This window comes from Niveispirillum sp. KHB5.9, from assembly GCF_048066115.1.
Lineage (GTDB): Bacteria > Pseudomonadota > Alphaproteobacteria > Azospirillales > Azospirillaceae > Niveispirillum.
In genome coordinates this window covers 110,355-127,592 of sequence record NZ_JBLTYX010000017.1, presented here as the reverse complement: position 1 = coordinate 127,592, position 17,238 = coordinate 110,355, and the positions used below count along the sequence as shown (strand labels likewise).

The 17,238-nt window shown below is 67.3% G+C and carries 16 protein-coding genes; 5 read left to right on the top strand and 11 right to left on the bottom strand.

The features are described 5' to 3' along the window. Positions 1-99 precede the first annotated feature (99 nt). A complete protein-coding gene (locus ACM9HJ_RS23360; protein ID WP_416574179.1) occupies positions 100-432 on the top strand; it encodes a PilZ domain-containing protein in 333 nt (110 codons plus the stop codon). Positions 433-812: 380 nt separating this feature from the next. After that, on the top strand, positions 813-2,141 hold the full coding sequence (locus tag ACM9HJ_RS23355; protein ID WP_416574178.1) for an MgtC/SapB family protein: 1,329 nt from the start codon (positions 813-815) through the stop codon (positions 2,139-2,141). 78 nt (positions 2,142-2,219) lie between these two features. Here ACM9HJ_RS23355 and ACM9HJ_RS23350 read toward each other — a convergent pair whose 3' ends face one another. Further along, positions 2,220-2,360, bottom strand: coding sequence for a hypothetical protein (locus tag ACM9HJ_RS23350; protein WP_416574177.1), 141 nt, complete (start codon positions 2,358-2,360; stop codon positions 2,220-2,222). Positions 2,361-2,766: 406 nt separating this feature from the next. Here ACM9HJ_RS23350 and ACM9HJ_RS23345 point away from each other — a divergent pair, with 406 nt between their 5' ends. Continuing rightward, positions 2,767-3,375 (top strand): DedA family protein, encoded by a 609-nt coding sequence (locus ACM9HJ_RS23345; protein ID WP_416574176.1) that lies wholly within the window; start codon positions 2,767-2,769, stop codon positions 3,373-3,375. Positions 3,376-3,419: 44 nt separating this feature from the next. Here ACM9HJ_RS23345 and ACM9HJ_RS23340 read toward each other — a convergent pair whose 3' ends face one another. From ACM9HJ_RS23340 to ACM9HJ_RS23325, 4 genes are all read right to left on the bottom strand, one after another. After that, positions 3,420-4,217, bottom strand: a complete 798-nt coding sequence (locus ACM9HJ_RS23340; protein WP_416574175.1) for a siderophore-interacting protein — start codon at positions 4,215-4,217, stop codon at positions 3,420-3,422. A 2-nt stretch (positions 4,218-4,219) separates the two neighbouring features. Next, positions 4,220-4,807: a PadR family transcriptional regulator gene (locus ACM9HJ_RS23335; RefSeq protein WP_416574174.1), complete on the bottom strand. Its 588-nt coding sequence runs from the start codon at positions 4,805-4,807 to the stop codon at positions 4,220-4,222. 262 nt (positions 4,808-5,069) lie between these two features. Beyond that, positions 5,070-8,162, bottom strand: a complete 3,093-nt coding sequence (locus ACM9HJ_RS23330) for an efflux RND transporter permease subunit (protein ID WP_416574173.1) — start codon at positions 8,160-8,162, stop codon at positions 5,070-5,072. Next, positions 8,159-9,265: an efflux RND transporter periplasmic adaptor subunit gene (locus ACM9HJ_RS23325; RefSeq protein ID WP_416574172.1), complete on the bottom strand. Its 1,107-nt coding sequence runs from the start codon at positions 9,263-9,265 to the stop codon at positions 8,159-8,161. The genes ACM9HJ_RS23330 and ACM9HJ_RS23325 overlap by 4 nt, the downstream gene beginning before the upstream one ends. Positions 9,266-9,392: 127 nt before the next feature. Between ACM9HJ_RS23325 and ACM9HJ_RS23320 the strand changes: the two genes are divergently transcribed. Next, positions 9,393-10,034 carry a TetR/AcrR family transcriptional regulator C-terminal domain-containing protein gene (locus tag ACM9HJ_RS23320; protein WP_416574171.1) on the top strand — a complete coding sequence of 214 codons (642 nt, stop codon included), beginning with the start codon at positions 9,393-9,395 and terminating at the stop codon, positions 10,032-10,034. Positions 10,035-10,234: 200 nt separating this feature from the next. Here the strand turns inward: ACM9HJ_RS23320 and ACM9HJ_RS23315 are convergent, their stop codons facing one another. Next, a complete protein-coding gene (locus ACM9HJ_RS23315; RefSeq protein WP_416574170.1) occupies positions 10,235-11,227 on the bottom strand; it encodes an aldo/keto reductase in 993 nt (330 codons plus the stop codon). A 103-nt stretch (positions 11,228-11,330) separates the two neighbouring features. Here ACM9HJ_RS23315 and ACM9HJ_RS23310 point away from each other — a divergent pair, with 103 nt between their 5' ends. Then, positions 11,331-12,221, top strand: a complete 891-nt coding sequence (locus tag ACM9HJ_RS23310) for a LysR family transcriptional regulator (RefSeq protein ID WP_416574169.1) — start codon at positions 11,331-11,333, stop codon at positions 12,219-12,221. Here the strand turns inward: ACM9HJ_RS23310 and ACM9HJ_RS23305 are convergent. From ACM9HJ_RS23305 to ACM9HJ_RS23285, 5 genes are all read right to left on the bottom strand, one after another. Further along, complete coding sequence (locus ACM9HJ_RS23305; RefSeq protein WP_416574168.1) at positions 12,187-12,780, bottom strand: hypothetical protein; 594 nt, start codon at positions 12,778-12,780, stop codon at positions 12,187-12,189. The genes ACM9HJ_RS23310 and ACM9HJ_RS23305 overlap by 35 nt on opposite strands. A 5-nt stretch (positions 12,781-12,785) precedes the next feature. After that, positions 12,786-13,331: a hypothetical protein gene (locus ACM9HJ_RS23300; protein ID WP_416574167.1), complete on the bottom strand. Its 546-nt coding sequence runs from the start codon at positions 13,329-13,331 to the stop codon at positions 12,786-12,788. A 124-nt stretch (positions 13,332-13,455) separates the two neighbouring features. Continuing rightward, complete coding sequence (locus tag ACM9HJ_RS23295; RefSeq protein WP_416574166.1) at positions 13,456-14,040, bottom strand: hypothetical protein; 585 nt, start codon at positions 14,038-14,040, stop codon at positions 13,456-13,458. A gap of 266 nt (positions 14,041-14,306) precedes the next feature. Further along, positions 14,307-15,641 (bottom strand): amidohydrolase family protein, encoded by a 1,335-nt coding sequence (locus tag ACM9HJ_RS23290; protein ID WP_416574165.1) that lies wholly within the window; start codon positions 15,639-15,641, stop codon positions 14,307-14,309. A 68-nt stretch (positions 15,642-15,709) separates the two neighbouring features. Beyond that, on the bottom strand, positions 15,710-17,206 hold the full coding sequence (locus tag ACM9HJ_RS23285; protein WP_416574164.1) for an MFS transporter: 1,497 nt from the start codon (positions 17,204-17,206) through the stop codon (positions 15,710-15,712). Positions 17,207-17,238 lie beyond the last annotated feature (32 nt).

Sequence of the window (17,238 nt, the reverse complement as noted above, 5' to 3'; positions counted from 1 at the left end):
GGCAGCTTTGCATTGCGCGCGGCCGGTAATGATCTTTCTATATCCTCCGGGCAGTATCGGATTTGGGCACATTTTGATAAATTTGTATCCATGATCGCCATGTCCGATACCCCGGCCGAACGCCGGATTCATCCGCGCAACCCGACGGAGCCCATCTATCTGATGGTGGCCGGCCGTCCCGCACGCCTGCTCGACTGGTCGTTCGGGGGCCTGCGCGTGCGGACGGAGGAAGCGTCGGGCGGCTTCGTCATCGGCCAGCGCGTGGATGTCACGGTGCTGCGGCCCGATGGGCACAGCTGGGCCCGGCTGCCCGTCACCATCCGCCATATCGACCATGAGGATCGTGGTGCGCTGGGTGTGATGCTGGTCGATCGCCTGTCGGCCTTCCCGCTGCTGCTGGAACTGTTCAACCATTCCCTGGCGCGGGCTTGAGTGGCTCTTTCCTCCCGCGAAGGGACCGGTTTGCCAGAGATTTCATCTCTCTACCGTCACCCATGCTGCGGCCGGGGCCCATGTCGTAGGGCGAAGCGCTTGTCACTTGGGCCCCGGCCTTCGTTCGCCGGGGTGACGGTGGAAGGGGCTTCTACGGAAGTGCAAATCCCTTAAGTTAGTGCCTCCGCCGGGGTGACGGTAGGGAGAGTGGCAACGGTAGTGCCCAACAGTTTCGCGGAAGCTTCGTGTTCGCACCGGAACAACCGCCCCACCGCCTTGTTCCCCATGCTCAAATTGACAAGGCGCAAGGCGGCATGCACGCCAATGCGCTCCTATGGCAGTTGGGCGGGACCGGCCAAGGTTTCCGCGGGGGAAGCGACGTGACCGATCTTGAGATATTGATGCGCCTGGGCGTGGCCCTGGCCATCGGCCTGCTTGTGGGGCTGGAACGCGGCTGGCAGCAGCGCGAGGTGCCGGAAGGCCAGCGCGCGGCCGGCCTGCGCACCTTCGCCATTTCCGGCCTGCTGGGCGGCGTGGCCGGCGCCTTGGCCCATGGGCTGGACAATCTGCCCTTCCTGGGCATGGCCTTCCTGGGCTTCACCGGCGCCTTCACAATGTTCCACTGGATGGAATCGCGGGAGGAGGGGCGGAATTCCGTCACCGGGGTCGTTTCCGGCCTGCTGGTCTTCCTGCTGGGCGCCTATGCCGTGCTGGGCGAGGTGCGGGTGGCGGTGGCCGCGGGCGTGGCCGCCACCTTGCTGCTGCTGCTGCGCGACCAGCTGCATGGCTGGCTGAAACGGCTGAAATGGGTGGAGATCCGCGCCGTCCTGATCCTGGCGGTGATGAGCTTCCTGGCCCTGCCCGTGCTGCCCAACCGGCCGCTGGACCCGTGGGGCGTGCTGAACCCGGCGGAGATCTGGTTCCTGGCCATCCTGATCGCCGCCATCTCCTTCGGCGGCTATGTTGCCGTGCGCCTGTTCGGGGAAAAGGCCGGCATCCTGGTGGCGGCCACGGCGGGCGGGCTGGCATCGTCCACCGCCACGACCCTGACCCTGTCGCGGCTGGCCCGGCAGCAGGAGGGCGGTACCGGCCTGCTGGCGGCAGGTGTGCTGATCGCCGGCATGGTGATGATGGGGCGCGTCGTGCTGGTGGCCGGCATCCTGAACCGGTCGCTGCTGCTGCCCCTGGCCGGGCCGGCGGGGGCCATGCTGGTGGTGCTGGGTCTGGCCGTCGGCCTGCTGATGTGGCGGGGCGACAAGGAAGGCGGCCTGCCGGGCGGCAAGCAGGATGGGGAGGAGGACAAGGAGGGCAATGGCCTGACCCTGTCCAATCCACTGGAACTGGCCACGGCGCTGAAGCTGGCGGCCTTCATCGCCATCGTGCTGATCGGGGCGGAGCTGTTGCGCCGTTTCGTGGGTGATGCCGGCCTGCTGCTGGGGGCGGCCGTGTCGGGCATCGCCGATGTGGATGCCATCACCATCGCCATGGCGCGACAGGGCGGCGGGCCGGTCGAAGGGGCTGCCTTCCACCTGCCGACGGCGGCCATCCTGCTGGCCGTTGCGGTCAACACGATGTCAAAGGCGGTGATGGCCGGGTCGGTGGGCGGCGGGCGGCTGGGCCTCTATGTCGGGCTGCCCAGCCTGCTGGCCGTGCTGGCGGGTGGGGCCGCCTGGTGGCTGCTGGCGTTTCAGGTGCAGGCAGCCGGGTAAACCTCGCCCCCCAATCAAAACGCCGCCACGGCCCCGCAGGGTCTGGCGGCGTCCATCATTCCGGGATCGCTTCCGTTGTCAGGCCGCGTGCTGGCTGTGCCCCAGGCGGCGGAAGCGGGTGGCGTCCAGCACCACTTCCAGCGCCAGCGACAACCGGTCGCTGTTGCGGCCCTCGACCAGGAACTCCACATGCGTCGGGCGGGCGGTGTGCTGATGCACGGCGTGCACCAACAACCGGCGCCGCGGCATCTTCAGCTCTTCCAACCATTCCCCGGCCTTTGGGGGCTCCGCCACACGCCTGGACAATACCATAGCCACTCTCCTGAACGACGCGCCGCCGTTTCCAAACCGGAACGGCGGGTGAAACCGGTTACCACCGCCAACCGGCCGCCAGACCATATCAGGTCGGCGCCATTGAACGGGGATCACGCAAGGATACCTTACCCACGTCCTTATGATAGCCGAAATTTGCCCCTAAGGAATAGACCATCCGGCTTAGGTCATGGGGAGAAGCATGCGTGAACCTGTGCCGAACGGGTAGAGGGGCTGAAACCACCTTTGCCATGGCGGCGGATGCGGCGATGCGCTACAGGGACGATAAGCAGGGCGCCGACTGGAAAGACAGATGTTCGACAATCTTTTGAACCTGGTGGATCAGATGGGCTATTGGGGCCTGCTGTTCCTGATGTTCCTTGAAAACCTGTTCCCGCCCATCCCCTCGGAACTGATCATGCCGCTGGGCGGCTTCCTGGCCGCGCAAGGCAAGATGGACCCGATCCTGGTGGTGCTGGTCGGCACGGCCGGGTCGGTGCTGGGGGCGCTGCCCTGGTATTATCTGGGCCGGTTCTTCGGCCATGACCGGCTGATCGCCCTGTCGGAGCGGTTCGGCTTCATCATGACCATGGACCCGCCGGATGTGGAGATGGCCTTCGGCTGGTTTCAGAAGCATGGGCGCAAGGCCGTGCTGCTGGGCCGCATCGTGCCGGCCATCCGCACCCTGATCTCCGTGCCGGCCGGCATGGCCCGCATGTCGATGCCGCTGTTCCTGGCGCTGACCACCATCGGGTCGCTGGTCTGGACCGGCTTCCTGACGGCGGCGGGCTATCTGCTGGAGAACCATTACGACCGGGTGGAAGGCTGGGTCGACCCGGTGTCCAAGGTCGTGGTCTATGGCTGTATCGCGATCTATCTGGGCCGCATGGCCTGGCGGCTGGTGCGTGGCAAGCGCTCATAACAACAGGGGCCCGGTGATCGTCAAATCACCGGGCCGTTTCGTTTCTACTCGATCTTGCTATGGGCCCCGGCTTCGCCCTTGTGCCAATAGCCGGCGGCCTTCATGTGGCGCGGGTCCAGCCCCTGTCGGCCCACCAGTTCCTCGCGGATCAGGCGGGCCTGTGCCGCCTCCGTCGCCACCCAGGCGAAGACATCGCGCTCCGTCAGGCACAGGCCGGCGACGGCCGCCGCCAGATCGTGGCCGCCATGGGCCGGGTCGCGGAACACCCAATGGATGCTGGCATCGGCCCTGGTGTTGAAGGACAGCCGGTCGTCGGGACTGTCCACGGCGGCCAGCACGATGGCCCGGGCCCCCGCCGGCAATTCCGCCAGCCGGCGGGCGATGGCGGGCAGGGCCGTGTCATCGCCGATCAGCAGATGCAGGGCGAAATCCAGCGGCCAGACGGAAGACCCGCGCGGGCCGCCCAGCACCAGCCGGTCGCCGGGCCCGGCACCATGCGCCCAGCGCGTGGCCGGGCCGGCGGTCCCTTCCTCGATCCCGTGCAGGGCGAAATCCAGCACTAGGGTGCCGGCGGCCACGTCGAAGAAACGGGGAGTGTAATCCCGCCCGACGGGCTTGGCCTCGCCGCCGGGCAGGGCGACCTCGCCGGTTTCCGGATCGGGGAAGAACAGCTTGATATGATCGTCGAAGCCCAGCGACTGGAACCCCTCCATATCGCCCGACAGCGCGATGCGCTTCATATGCGGGGACAGCAGGCTGGTGGCGGTGACGGTCAGGTCGCGGCGGCGCGTGTCGTAGCGCACACGGCGCGGCTCCCGCGCCGGAATGATGGTATCGGGCATGCTTATTGCCTTTCGATCTTGCGGGCCAACTCGTCGATCCAATCGACGATGGTCTCCACCTCTGTCTTGGAAAACGGGCGCAGGCCGCGGGTGCGCAAAGCGGCCTTCAGGTTATGCATGGCGCGGAACAGGGCGGCGTATTCATGGATGCCGCCCCGCCCCTCCTCCTCGCCGCCCTGCATCATGGCGGCCAGACGGTCGACCTCACCGGCCTGTTCGGCCAGGAACGTCTCTCCGGCCGGCGTGATGCGGGCCAGCTTGCGGCCATCCTCCCCCGCCTCGATGGTGATGAAGCCGCCATCCTCCAGCCAGCTCAGCGCCGGGTAGACCACGCCGGGTGAGGGGACGTAGCGGCCCTGCGACCGTTCCTCGATCGCCTTGATCAATTCATAGCCGTGGCTGGGCTTCTCACCGATCAGCTTCAGCAGCACCAACCGCAGCCCGCCATGACCGAAGCCGCGCCCGTGCCGGCCGCGCCCGCCGCCATGATGACCGCCGCGGCCGAAACCGCGCATATCGTCATCATCATCTCCACCGCCGAAGCCCCCGCCCCGGCCGAACCCGCCACCGCGTCCAAAGAAACCGCGCATGTCGTGTCTCCCTATCAGATCGTAATTCGATATATCTGATATGAGGTCGCGCGACGGTAAAGTCGATAGGGATTCGATGCATATCAGATATATCTAGTTATGACGGAGATGCATGCGCGCTGCCTAAGGGCTGCCAGGGTTCCCTCAATATAAACCGTCACCCCGGCGGAAGCCGGGGCCCAGTTCGTAGAGCAAAGCGCTCGTCACTTGGGCCCCGGCTTCCGCCGGGGTGACGGTGGAGAAGGTTGGAGGGCGTGGCGCCCTACTCCGCCGCACCCCATCCGCCCGGCGCCGTCGGGCCGGTCTCGTCCGCCTTCACGCGGAACCAGGCGGCATACATGGCGGGCAGGGAATAGATGGTCAGCGCCGTGGCCACGATCAGGCCGCCCATGATGGAGATGGCCATGGGACCCCAGAAATTACTGCGCGACAGCGGGATCATGGCCAGCACGGCCGCCGCCGCCGTCAGGGCGATGGGCCGGGCGCGGCGCACCGTGGCATCGACCACGGCGTCGAAGCGGCCATGGCCGGCGGCGATGTCCTGTTCGATCTGGTCGACCAGGATCACCGAATTGCGCATGATCATCCCGGCCAGCGCGATCACGCCCAGCTGCGCCACGAAACCGAAGGGCTGGTTGAACAGCAGGAGCGCCAGGGTCACCCCGATCAGGCCCAGCGGTGCGGTCAGGAACACCAGCACCACCCGCTGGAAGCTTTGCAACTGCACCATCAGCACGGTCAGCATCAGGACGATCATCACCGGCACCACGGCCATGATGGACGCCTGGCCCTTGGCGCTTTCCTCCACGGCCCCACCGACCTCGATCCGGTACCCGGTGGGCAGCTTGGCGCGCATCGGGCCCAGCACCGCCTCGATCTCCGCCACCACGGTCGGGGCCTGGACATTGCCCTTCAGGTCGGCACGCACGGTCAGCGTCAGATCGCGCGACCGGGTCCAGAGGATGCCATCCTCCAGCCCATATTCCAGCCGAGCGACCTGCGACAGCGGCACCGGCCCGTTGGGGCCGCGCAGGCGCAGTTCGGCCAGCCGGTCGGACGCCACCCGCTCATCCTGCCCGGCGCGCAGGACCACGTCGATCAGCTCGATCCCCTCGCGATACTGCGTGGCGGTATAGCCGGTCATCACCGTCTGCAGCGACTGGGCCAGATCCTGGCTGGTCACGCCCAGCGCGCGGGCGCGGTCCTGGTCCACCACCAGCCGCACGGATTTCACCTTCTCCGTCCAGTCCAGGTTGACGTCGGTCGTGTGCTTGTTGGTGCGCATCAGGTCGCGCAGCTCGCCAGCGATGCTGCGCAGCAATTCCGGATCGCGGCCCATGACGCGGAACTGCACCGGATAGCCCACGGGCGGGCCATTCTCCAGCCGCGCCACGCGGGTGCGCACGTCGGGGAAGCGGGCCTCCAGTTCGCCGGGCAGGCTTCTGGCCATCTCGATGGTGCGTTCCAGCGACTTGGTGACGACGATGAACTGCGCGAAGTTCGGCCGCCTCAGCTCCTGGTTCAGCGGCAGGTAGAAGCGCGGGGCGCCGGTGCCGACAAAGGCGCTGTAGCTTTCGATGCCCTGGTCCTTGGCGAACAAGGCCTCCAGCTCATGCACGCGGGCCGCCGTGACGCCGATGGAGGTGCCTTCCGGCAGTTCCAGATCGACCACCAGTTCCAGGCGCGCGGAATTGGGGAAGAATTGCTGCTGCACGAAGCCGAAGCCGACGATGGACAGCACGAACGCCCCCACCGTCGCCGCGATCACGATGAAACGGTGGCGCACGGTCCAGACCAGGCTGGCGCGCAGCTTGCGGTACATGGGCTTGTCGTACGCGGCATTATGGTCCACCGCATGCGCGCTCTCATGCGCCTGCGGCAGCATCTTGAAGCCCAGATAGGGGGTGAAGATCACCGCCACGAACCAGGAAACCAGCAGTGCGGTGGCCACCACCCAGAAGATGGCGCCGGTATATTCACCCGCCGCCGAATGGGCGAAGCCCACGGGCACGAAGCCGGCCGCGGTGACCAGCGTGCCCGACAGCATGGGAAACGCCGTGGAGGTCCAGGCGAAGGCCGCCGCCTTGGCCCGGTCCCAGCCCTGTTCCAGCTTCACCATCATCATCTCCACCGCGATGATGGCGTCGTCGACCAGCAGGCCCAGCGCGATGATCAGGGCGCCGATGGAAATCTTGTGCAGGTCGATGCCCACGCCCTTCATCACCGCGAAGGTGACGGCCAGCACCAGCGGCACCGACAGGGCCACGACGATGCCGGTGCGCAGGCCCAGCGACAGGAAGGTGACGACCAGCACGATGGCCAGGGCTTCGGCCAGGGCCGAGGCGAACTCATCGATGCTTTCGCGCACCACCGTGGGCTGGTCGGCGACCAGGGAGATGTCGATGCCCTGCGGCAGGGCCGCCTGGATCACCGCCATTTCCGCCTTCACGGCGTCGCCCAGCTTCAGGATGTCGCCACCGGCGGCCATGGCGATGGCCAGGCCCGTCACCGGCTGGCCATTATGGCGCATCAGCGTGTCGGCCGGGTCCTGCGACGTGCGCCGCACATCGGCGATATCGCCCAGGCGCAGCAGGCGCCCGCCCGCCTGGATGGGCAGGTTGCGGACCTGGTCCTCGGTCTTCAGCGCCCCGGTCACCCGCACGCGGATACGGTCGGTGCCGGTATCGATGGTGCCGGTGGGGCTGACGGCGTTCTGGGCGGCGAGCGCCTGACCGATCTGCTGGACACTGATGCCCAGGGAGGCGAGGCGACCGGTGTCGAACTCGACATAGATCTTCTCCTCCTGCACGCCCAGCAGGTCGACCTTGCCGATGGACGGCAGCATCAGCAGCCGCTGGCGCGCGGCCAGCAGCACCTGGCGCATTTCCGTCTGGCTGAACCCGTCGCCGGTGAAGGCATAGATGATGCCGAACGTGTCGCCGAACTCGTCATTGAACTGGGGCCCGATGACCCCGGCGGGCAGCGTATGGGCCATGTCGCCCACCCGCTTGCGCACCTGGTACCAGATGTCGGGCAGGGTGTCGGAGCGGGTGTAATCATGCAGGTTGATGAAGATCACCGTCTCCCCCGGCCGCGCATAGGACCGGGTGAAGTGGTAATTGGGCACCTGCTGCAGGGTCTGTTCGATGCGGTCGGTGACCTGTTCCTGCACCTCGCGCGCCGTCGCCCCCGGCCACTGGGCCGTGACCACCATGGTGCGGATGGCGAATTGCGGGTCTTCGGCGCGGCCCAAGGTCACGAAGGCATAGGCGCCGACGGCCAGCGACATGACGATCATGAACAGCACAAGTGCCTGGTGCCGGATGGCCCAGGCGGAAAGGTTCAGTCCGCTCACGGCAGGCCCCCATCCCAGACGCGCACGGGCAGGTTGGCGTCAAGCCGGTGGGCGCCGGCGGTGACCACCAACTCACCCTCCTTCACGCCCCCCGTCACCGCCACCCCGTCGGGGCGGTAGGATGCGACCTCCACGGGGCGCAGTTGCACCCGGTCGCGCGAGGGGGCCAGGACCCAGACGGCCGGCTTGTCCCCCTGCTGGAACAGGGCGGACGAGGGCAGCAGCGCCAGCGACGGCGCGCCGGCATCGGGGAAGCGGACATTGGCGGTCATGCCCAGGCGCACGGCCTCGGGCGCATCGGCCGGCAGGGTGACGCGCAGGCGGAAGGTGCGGCTGGCGGCATCGGCCACCGGCGTGATCTCCCGGATCGTGCCGGCCAAGGTCAGGTCGCGGTCGGCCCACAGGGCGATATGCGCGGCCCCGCCCACCGACAGGCGGGCCAGATCAGCCTCCGCCACGTCGATCGCCACTTCCTTGCCCAGGTCGGTGGCCATGCGCAGCACGGTCTGCCCGTCGCCCACCATCTGCCCGGCATCGGCCAGCACGGCGGTGACGACCCCGCCCTGGTCCAGGGTCAGCGACCCATAGGCCCGCTGGTTGCGCGCGATCTCCAGCCCCGACTGCGCCTCGCGCCGCTGGGCCGATGCCGCATCGGCGGCGGCCTTCACCCGGTCGAACTGCGCCTGGGAAACCGTGCCGCTGGCCAGCAGCGGGGTATAGCGCTTCAGGTCGGCGGCCGCCTGGCGCGACTGGGCGTCCGCCTGGGCCAGCCGTGCCTCGGCGGCCTGCAACGACAAAGCAAGGTCGGTCGGGTCCAGCCGCGCCAGCACCTGGCCGGGCTTCACCCGGTCGCCCACCTCCACCAGACGGGCGGCGATGCGCCCGCCGACGCGGAAGCCGGCCTGCACCTCCGTCCGGGGCACGATGGTGCCGGTGAAGCCGCGATCGGCATGGCTGTCCTTGAAGCTGACCGGCGCCACGCGCACGGGCCGGACCTGGGCGGTCTCCGCCTCCTTGCCCCCGCAGCCGGCCAGGACCAAAGGCAAAAGCACGGCCAGAACCGCCCCCCGCCGCACGCCGCCGGCGCCCCGAACCCAAGCCATGTCACGATCCCCCGGAAAGCACTATGATGATGCGCAGGATAATGTAACCTACATTACACTTCGCCAGTGACGGCGATCACGCCCCGCACCATTGCGGTGCCGGAACCGGAAATGCCATGATCCGCCGATGACGACCGAACACGCCGCCGACAGCGCCGACCACTCTCCCCGTATGGTTGCGCGGCGCCAAGCCATGATCGACGCCGCCGCCGCCATCTTTTTCGAGCACGGGTTCGAGCGCGCCAGCCTTTCCGCCATTGTCCGGCGGTCGGGCGGCTCGCTGTCCACACTCTATCAACTTTTCGGCAGCAAGGAGGGGTTGTTCGAGGCCATGATGACGCAGCGCTGCGGGGAGATCATGGAGCCGTTATCGGCCCCCGATCTCTCGGCCCTGTGTCCGCGCGAGACGCTGACCCGCATCGCGCGCGCCTTGCTGGATCTGCTGATGGACCCGGAGGCGCAGGGCCTGTGGCGCATGGTGATGGGGGAGGGGATCAAGTTCCCCGGCCTGGCGGAGATTTATTTCCGCTGCGGCCCGGACATCCTGCTGGCCGCACTGCGCAATTATCTGGCGGGGCTGCATGAACGCGGCGCGGTCTATTGCCCCGACGCGATGGCCGGGGCGCAGTCCTTCTGCATGATGGTGCATGGCGAACAATTCTTCCGCATCGCCACAGGTTTGTGCCCACCGCTGGATGATGGGGAGCGGGAACGGCATGTGCGGACGATGGTGGAGATGTTCATGCGGATGGTGGGACCGGAGCGGTAGCGTAACTCTGGGCACCTCGCATGCCGCCAACTCTACCGTCACCCCGGCGAAAGCCGGGGCCCAGGCGCAGAGCGGCGTCAGCCGCGACATGAGTCATATCGGCGCTGACCGCGCCTCACGCTGGGCACCGGCTTGTCACCGGGGTGACGGTGGATATTAATGGGGCTCTGGCACCCAAACGTCCCCGCCTTACACCCCCTTCACCGCTCACTATCCAGATGCGCCATCTGCACCGTCGGGTATCGGTCGCCCGCCGCCGCATCGGCCGGGATCGCCGCCTCGATGGCGGCCAGCTCATCCGCCGACAGCACCAGCGCCGCAGCACCCAGGCTCTCCGCCAGCCGATCCCGCCGCCGCGCGCCCACCAGCGGCACGATGTCGGCCCCGCGCGAGGCGACCCAGGCGATGGCCACTTGGGCCACGCTGGCGCCGATGCGCTGGGCCACGCCGCGCAGCACTTCCACCAGCGCCAGATTATGGTCCAGGTTCTCCCCCTGGAAGCGCGGGCTCATGGCGCGGAAGCCGGCGCTGCTCTTGTCCCTGGTCCAATGCCCGCTGATCAGGCCGCGTGACAGCACACCGTACGCCGTGATGCCGATGCCCAGTTCGCGGCAGGTGGGCAGGATCGCATCCTCGATCCCGCGGCTGATCAGCGAATATTCGATCTGCAGATCGCTGATCGGATGCACCGCGGCGGCGCGGCGGATGGTGTCCGCGCCCATTTCCGACAGGCCGATATGGCGGACATGGCCTTCCTTGACCAGATCGGCGACCGCACCCACCGTATCCTCGATCGGCACGTCGGGGTCCAGGCGGGCGGGGCGGTAGATGTCGATATGGTCGGTGCCCAGCCGCTTCAGGCTGTAGGCGACGAAATTGCGGATGGCCTTGGGCCGCGCGTCATAGCCCTGGAAGGCGCCTTCCGGTCCGCGCAGGGCGCCGAACTTGACGCTGATCACCACATCTTCGCGCCGCCGATCCTTCAGCGCCTCGGCGATCAGCATCTCGTTATGGCCCATGCCATAGAAATCGCCGGTATCCAGCAGGTTGATGCCGGCATCCAAGGCGGCATGGATGGTGGCGATGCTTTCGGCCCGGTCGGCGGGGCCGTACATGTCGGACATGCCCATGCAGCCAAGGGCCAGCGGGGCGGTGGCGGGCCCATGGGCCCAGAGGGTGCGTTGGTTCAGCATGGTTGCGGCTCCGGCAATCGAATTGCGATGGGGCCATTCTGCCAGGGGTGAGATTATGCGATAATCCGGCTATATCTGAATGACCTGTTCGGAAATCCGTACAATGAAGCCGCATTCCCTGTCCGATCTCGACGCCTTTCTTGCTGTGGCGCGGCACCGCAATTTCCGCCGTGCGGCACGTGAACGCGGTGTTTCCGCCTCCACCCTGTCGCAGGCCGTGCGCGATCTGGAGGAGGCGACGGGCATGCGTTTGCTGCACCGCACAACGCGCAGCGTGACGCCGACGGAGGCCGGCCAACGGCTGGTGGACAGCCTGACCCCGGCCATGGCGGCGGTGACCCAGGCGCTGGACGGGCTGGACCAATATCGCGGTACGGCGTTCGGCACCCTGCGCCTGAACGTGCCCGGCATCGTGGCGCGGGTGGTGCTGCCGGATATATTGGGGCCGTTCCTGGCGGCGCATCCCGGTGTGCGGGTGGAGGTGGAGGAGGAGAACGCCTTCGTCGATGTCTTCGCCGCCGGCTTCGATGCCGGTGTGCGCTATGAGGAGGCGCTGGCCCAGGATGTGGTGGCGGTACCGATGGGGCCGCGGGTGCAGCGCTATCTTCTGGCTGCGTCACCGGCCCATATTGCGCAGCATGGATTGCCGCAGCATCCCACCGACCTGCTGTCGCGCCCCTGCCTGCGCCAGTCCTTCCCCGGCGGCGCGCTGCTGCCCTGGGAGTTCGAGTGCGACGGGGAGGGGGTGAAGCTGAACCCGTCCGGCCCGCTGGTCGCCTCCAACAGCCACCTGCTGACCGGTGCGGCGATGGACGGGCTGGGCTGGATCTACACCTTCGCGGAATTGCTGGCCCCGCATATCGCGGCGGGGGAACTGGTGGAGGCGCTGCCCGACTGGTCGCTGCGTTTTTCGGGTCCGTACCTCTATTACAGCAGCCGCCGGCATGTGCCGGGGCCGCTCAGGGCGCTGGTGGAGTGGCTGCGGAACCGGTGAGGCCTGTCACCGCCAGCTTTATCGCCTTGCGTTCCCGTCTCCAGCGCCACGCCTGCCGCCAGACCAGCCAGGCCAGCAGCAGCAGGACGAACACCGACCGCCCGGCTCCGCCCATGACATCCAGCCCCGGCGCCCAGAACAGGGCATGGGCCGGCCCGGCCATGGACAGGACCAGACCCAGTCGCAGCAGGCCCGGTGCCCAGGGCTGGGTGGGCGCCAGGGTCAGCGGCCGGTCGAACCGCACGCGCTCCGTGCACAGCGTGTCGATGAAGAAGAGTTTGGCAAACGCCGCCACGGCGAAGCCCAGGACGGCCAGCCCCAGTGACAGCGGCCAGTCATGCGACGCCACCGGCATCGACAATGCGGCCAGCACCAGTGCCGCTCCCATCAGCCCCAGGCACCCCCTTTGCAGCCACCGCGCCCGGCCCGGCCGGATGCGGGCGATCTTGGGCCAGATGCCGTGCGCGGCCTGCTGCTCGGACGGCGGCACCGGGGCGAGTGTCGCGGCGATGCGGTCATGCCAGTAGAGATGGCCCTGGTCGTCCTGGTAAAGCGGCATTCAGGTCAATTCCCCTTGCCTTGCGCGCTCCGCAGCGCGCGGCGAAGCCGGTACAGATGCATGAAACTGCTGCGCAGGCATTCGGCAATCATCAGGCCCAGCAATGCGTTGAACCACCAGTCCGGCGGCCTGCCCGCCTCCGGCCTGTGCGCCATCCACAGGATGAACCCCATGAAGAGGGCCCCTCCCAGCAATTGTGCCTGATAGAACAGCACGTAACCCAGTGGCTGTGGTCGCAGCAGGCGCAGGCGTCCCTGGAAGCGCATCGGCCGGCTGCACAGCCAGAGCATGATGATGCAGGTGAGGACCGGCAGGAAACAGGCCCCCAGGGCAGGAACTATACAGCGCGGGTCCCCCATCGCCATCAGCGCCAGTGCCGCACCCGCCATCAGCAGCGACGCCACCCCCAGGACGATGCCTAGGATGTTGCAGGTATCGAACAGATACGCGTTCACCCGGAACAGCCGCACCGGCCGTTTCTCCGCCTGCGTCTCCAGATCCGCGCGGGCCGACCAGTAATGTTGCCTGTCCTTGCCCACGTACAGCGCCATCAGCCGGTTCCGGCTGTCTGGGACCGCCGAGGCGATTCGCGCGATTCGGCCCCGCCCCGCAACGCCACCATGGGCGGCAGCGGGCCCATGGCGACGAAAAGACTGTCGTTCGTCGCCAAAGCCATCAACGTAAGTTGGATGACCAGGATTGCGGCGGGCAGCATCCATGCCCTGCGCGGCGCAGCCCATAGAGCGACAGGGCGACCTGTCCCGCCAGGATCAGGCTGATCACCGCCGCCAGCAGGCCGAAACCCAGGCTCCACAGGCTCTCGGGACTGCCGCGCAGCAGGTTCACGGCCATGATCGTGATGAAGATGGCGCTGCCCAGCTTGTTGGCGATGTCCAGCACCAGCGGGGCCCGGGGCTGGGGCCGCAAGGGATGTAGCGGCGTGGCCGGCAGCAGCGGTTCGCTATGGCGGTTGCGGATGATCGTCGGCGCGATGGTGATCACCAGATAGGCCAGGGCACCCAGCACGCCGGATGTCGGCCGGTCACCGCGAAGCAAGAACAGCAAGGACAAGCTTCCCAGCGCCAGACTGGCCAGGAGGGTGAGCAGACTGGCGCGCACCATCGGGGCCAAATGCCTTGGATGGATCAGCCTAGTCGGCTGCCACCGGCCCCAATCGCCCAGCGTAATCGAGGGGGAGATCACCGGTCCCGGCCGGTCGGTCGTGAACAGGTTGCCGTCATCATCCTGATAGATCGCCATGCTTCCCCTTTGCCGGTTGTGGTTCGGCTTTGATTTGCAGGGATTTTGACAGGCGGGCCGCGGGCTGTCCATGCCGGGGTGCCGGGATCGTTGCCCTGAATGCCGATATCGGGTATAGGTAATATATCCTATCTGCGGATATTCCGGAAATCCGGCTCCCAAGTGAAACCGCAACGCGTTTCATGTTGCATCATGTTTCACTTGGGCGATGTTGAAACGGAAATCCGGAATGATCGCGGTGATCATTCCGGATTTCCGTTTTGACCTCAAGTCTTGGGGATGAAGGCCACCGGGGTCCCGGCTTCCTTATGTACCGTGCCCTGGCGCATGACGAAGCGCACGCGGCGCAGTTCCGTCACATCCTCCAGCGGGCTCTTGGCCACGGCGATGATGTCGGCATCCTTGCCGGCTTCCAGCGTGCCGATGCGGGTGCCGCGATCCAGCAGGTCGGCGGCATTCACCGTGGCGGACTTGATGGCATCGGATGCGGGCATGCCGGCTTCCACCATCAGCTTGAACTCGTATGCGTTCTCGCCATGGTGGGAGACGCCGCTGTCGGTGCCGAAGGCGACCTTGACGCCCTGCTTCACGGCATTGCCGAAGCTGGACTTCATGCGCTCGCCCACCTCCAGCGCCTTCTGCGCCTGGGCGGGCGTCAGGGTGGTGCTGGCCTTGGCCATGCCGACGACCGTATAGCCGGCCAGCAGGGTGGGCACCAGGTAGGCGCCCTTTTCCTTCAGCAGCTTGATGCCCTCGGCATCCAGGTAGGAACCATGCTCGACGCTGTCCACGCCGCTGCGCAGGGCCAGGTTGATGCCGCCGGCCGCATGGGCGTGGCTGGCCACCTTCTTACCCATCAGATGGGCGGTATCGACGATGGCTTTCGCTTCGTCATCGAACATCTGCTGGCCGGTGCCGGCGGCGATGTTGGACAGGACCCCGCCGGTGGTGGCCAGCTTGATGACATCCGCACCCTTGCGGATCTGCTCGCGCACCGCACGGCGGCAATCATCGGCACCATTGCACAGGCTTTCCGGGCGCAGCGCGTGGGTGACCTCCTCGCTGAAGCCGTTGACATCGCCATGGCCGGCGGTGATGGACACCATCATGCCCGCCGCCAGGATGGTGGGGCCCTGCACCTCCCCCTTGTTGATGGCGTCGCGCAGCGCGAAGCCGGTGCGGGCCGGCGCGCCCAGGTCGCGCACGGTGGTGAAGCCGGCCATCAGGGTGCGGTGGGCATAGGCCACGCCGTCCAGCACCGTTTCCTCCGGATCGTCCTGCACCTCGGCCAGCTGCGAGCGGGGGCCCAGCTCACCGGTCAGATGCACATGGCAGTCGATCAGGCCGGGCAGCACGAAACTGTCGCGCAGGTCGATGACGCGCGACCCGGCGGGCGCACCCGCCCCGGCGGCATCCAGATAGCCGGCCTTGACCGCGCCGACCTTGCCGTCGGTGACGACCAGGGTCTGTTGCGACAAGGGCGCCTTGCCCGGCACGGCCAGCAGCGTGCCGGCCTGGATCAGCACGGTTTCGGCACTGGCGGCCCCCGTCAGCAGCGCGATGGCGGCGGCCGCACCGGCCAGTTTGGAATGGAACGACATGGATTGCCTCACCCGATCTTGTTATCCGTTGCGAATGGAATGACCGGGTTGGGCGATGAAGGCAAGCGTCAGCTTTCGTCCCTGACGGCCAGCATCGACAGGGCCGCCAGGATCATCGCCCCGCCGCCCAGCACCAGGGCCCAGATCGCCTCGCCCCCGAAGCCGGCGCGCAGCACCGCACCCAGGATGCTGGCGGCCAGGACCTGGGGCACGACGATGAAGATGTTGAAGATGCCCATATAGACCCCCATCTTCGCCGCCGGCACCGCCGCCGACAGGATGGAATAGGGGGCCGACAGGATCGACGACCAGGCGAAGCCCACCCCGATCATCGGCAGCCACAGCAGGGAAGGGTCGGAAATCAGCGGAAAGCTGATCAGCCCCGCCCCGCCCAGACCCAGGCAGACCATGTGCGCGCCGCGCCGGCCCAGCAGCCGGGCGATGGCGGGCAGCAGGAAGGCGGCGATGGCGGCCACGCCATTATAGACCGCGAACAGCAGCCCCACCCAATCCGCCCCGTCATTATAGGCCTGGGACCCCGTATCGCTGGTCTGGTAATGGAAGCCGGTGACGGCCGAGGTGGTGTAGATCCACATGGCGAACAGGGCGAACCAGCTGAAGAACTGCACCAATGCCAGCCGGCGCATCACGGGCGGCATGGCGAACAGGTCCTCCATCACCTCGCTGAACCCGTTATCGCCCTTGCCCGCCGCCTTCAGTCCGGCATGGACCAGCAACGCGGCACCAAACGCGATCAGCCCGGCGCCCAGGATATAGACCTCCTTCTCCAGCCCCGCGGCCCCCACCGCCAGGGTGACGGCAAGGCCGATGAGGGCGGAGAGCAGGCCCCAGCGCTGGAAGGTACCGGCCGGGCGGTCGATGCGGGTGACCGCGTCCACGCCGCGCCGGGCCAGCCTCGCGGCCTCGAATGCCGCCATCTGGTCGGGCGAATATTCCCTGGTGGTCAGCACCGTCCACAGCACGGTCAGCAGGATGGCGGCGGCACCGACATAGAAGGCGATATGCACGGTCAGCGGCACCATGCCGGGGGCGGCGGTGTTATCCATGCCGAACCAGTGGGTCAGCATCCAGGGCAGGGCCGACGCGCCGACGGCACCGACGCCGATGAAGAAGCTCTGCGCCGCGAAACCGCTCATCCTTTGTTCATCGGGCAGCAGGTCGCCCACGAAGGCGCGGAACGGTTCCATGGTGATGTTGATGCTGGCATCCAGGATCCACAGCATCGACGCCGCGAACCACAAGGCCGGCGACGACGGCATGATCAGCAGCGAGCACGTGACCAGGATGGCGCCCAGCAGGAAATAGGGCCGGCGCCGGCCCAGCCGCCCCCAGGTCTTGTCCGACAGGTGTCCGATGACCGGCTGCACCAGCAGCCCGGTCAGGGGGGCCGCGACCCAGAGGATGGCCAGTTCGTTGATGTCCGCCCCCAGCGTCTGGAAGATGCGGCTGGCATTGGCGTTCTGCAGGCCGAAGGCCACCTGGATGCCCAGGAAGCCGATGGACATGTTCCAGATCTGGATCAGGCTCAGCCTGGGCTTCTGCATGGTCCCGCTCTCCCCCTAAGATTTATGCTTTG

What these genes read in the sequence shown, in the direction of transcription:
- ACM9HJ_RS23360 (WP_416574179.1), top strand. Translation starts at nt 100, where the DNA reads ATGTCCGATACCCCGGCCGAACGCCGGATTCATCCGCGCAACCCGACG.
- ACM9HJ_RS23345 (WP_416574176.1), top strand. Translation starts at nt 2,767, where the DNA reads ATGTTCGACAATCTTTTGAACCTGGTGGATCAGATGGGCTATTGGGGC.
- ACM9HJ_RS23340 (WP_416574175.1), bottom strand. Translation starts at nt 4,217, where the DNA reads ATGCCCGATACCATCATTCCGGCGCGGGAGCCGCGCCGTGTGCGCTAC.
- ACM9HJ_RS23335 (WP_416574174.1), bottom strand. Translation starts at nt 4,807, where the DNA reads ATGCGCGGTTTCTTTGGACGCGGTGGCGGGTTCGGCCGGGGCGGGGGC.
- ACM9HJ_RS23325 (WP_416574172.1), bottom strand. Translation starts at nt 9,265, where the DNA reads ATGGCTTGGGTTCGGGGCGCCGGCGGCGTGCGGCGGGGGGCGGTTCTG.
- ACM9HJ_RS23320 (WP_416574171.1), top strand. Translation starts at nt 9,393, where the DNA reads ATGACGACCGAACACGCCGCCGACAGCGCCGACCACTCTCCCCGTATG.
- ACM9HJ_RS23315 (WP_416574170.1), bottom strand. Translation starts at nt 11,227, where the DNA reads ATGCTGAACCAACGCACCCTCTGGGCCCATGGGCCCGCCACCGCCCCG.
- ACM9HJ_RS23310 (WP_416574169.1), top strand. Translation starts at nt 11,331, where the DNA reads ATGAAGCCGCATTCCCTGTCCGATCTCGACGCCTTTCTTGCTGTGGCG.
- ACM9HJ_RS23305 (WP_416574168.1), bottom strand. Translation starts at nt 12,780, where the DNA reads ATGCCGCTTTACCAGGACGACCAGGGCCATCTCTACTGGCATGACCGC.
- ACM9HJ_RS23300 (WP_416574167.1), bottom strand. Translation starts at nt 13,331, where the DNA reads ATGGCGCTGTACGTGGGCAAGGACAGGCAACATTACTGGTCGGCCCGC.
- ACM9HJ_RS23295 (WP_416574166.1), bottom strand. Translation starts at nt 14,040, where the DNA reads ATGGCGATCTATCAGGATGATGACGGCAACCTGTTCACGACCGACCGG.
- ACM9HJ_RS23290 (WP_416574165.1), bottom strand. Translation starts at nt 15,641, where the DNA reads ATGTCGTTCCATTCCAAACTGGCCGGTGCGGCCGCCGCCATCGCGCTG.
- ACM9HJ_RS23285 (WP_416574164.1), bottom strand. Translation starts at nt 17,206, where the DNA reads ATGCAGAAGCCCAGGCTGAGCCTGATCCAGATCTGGAACATGTCCATC.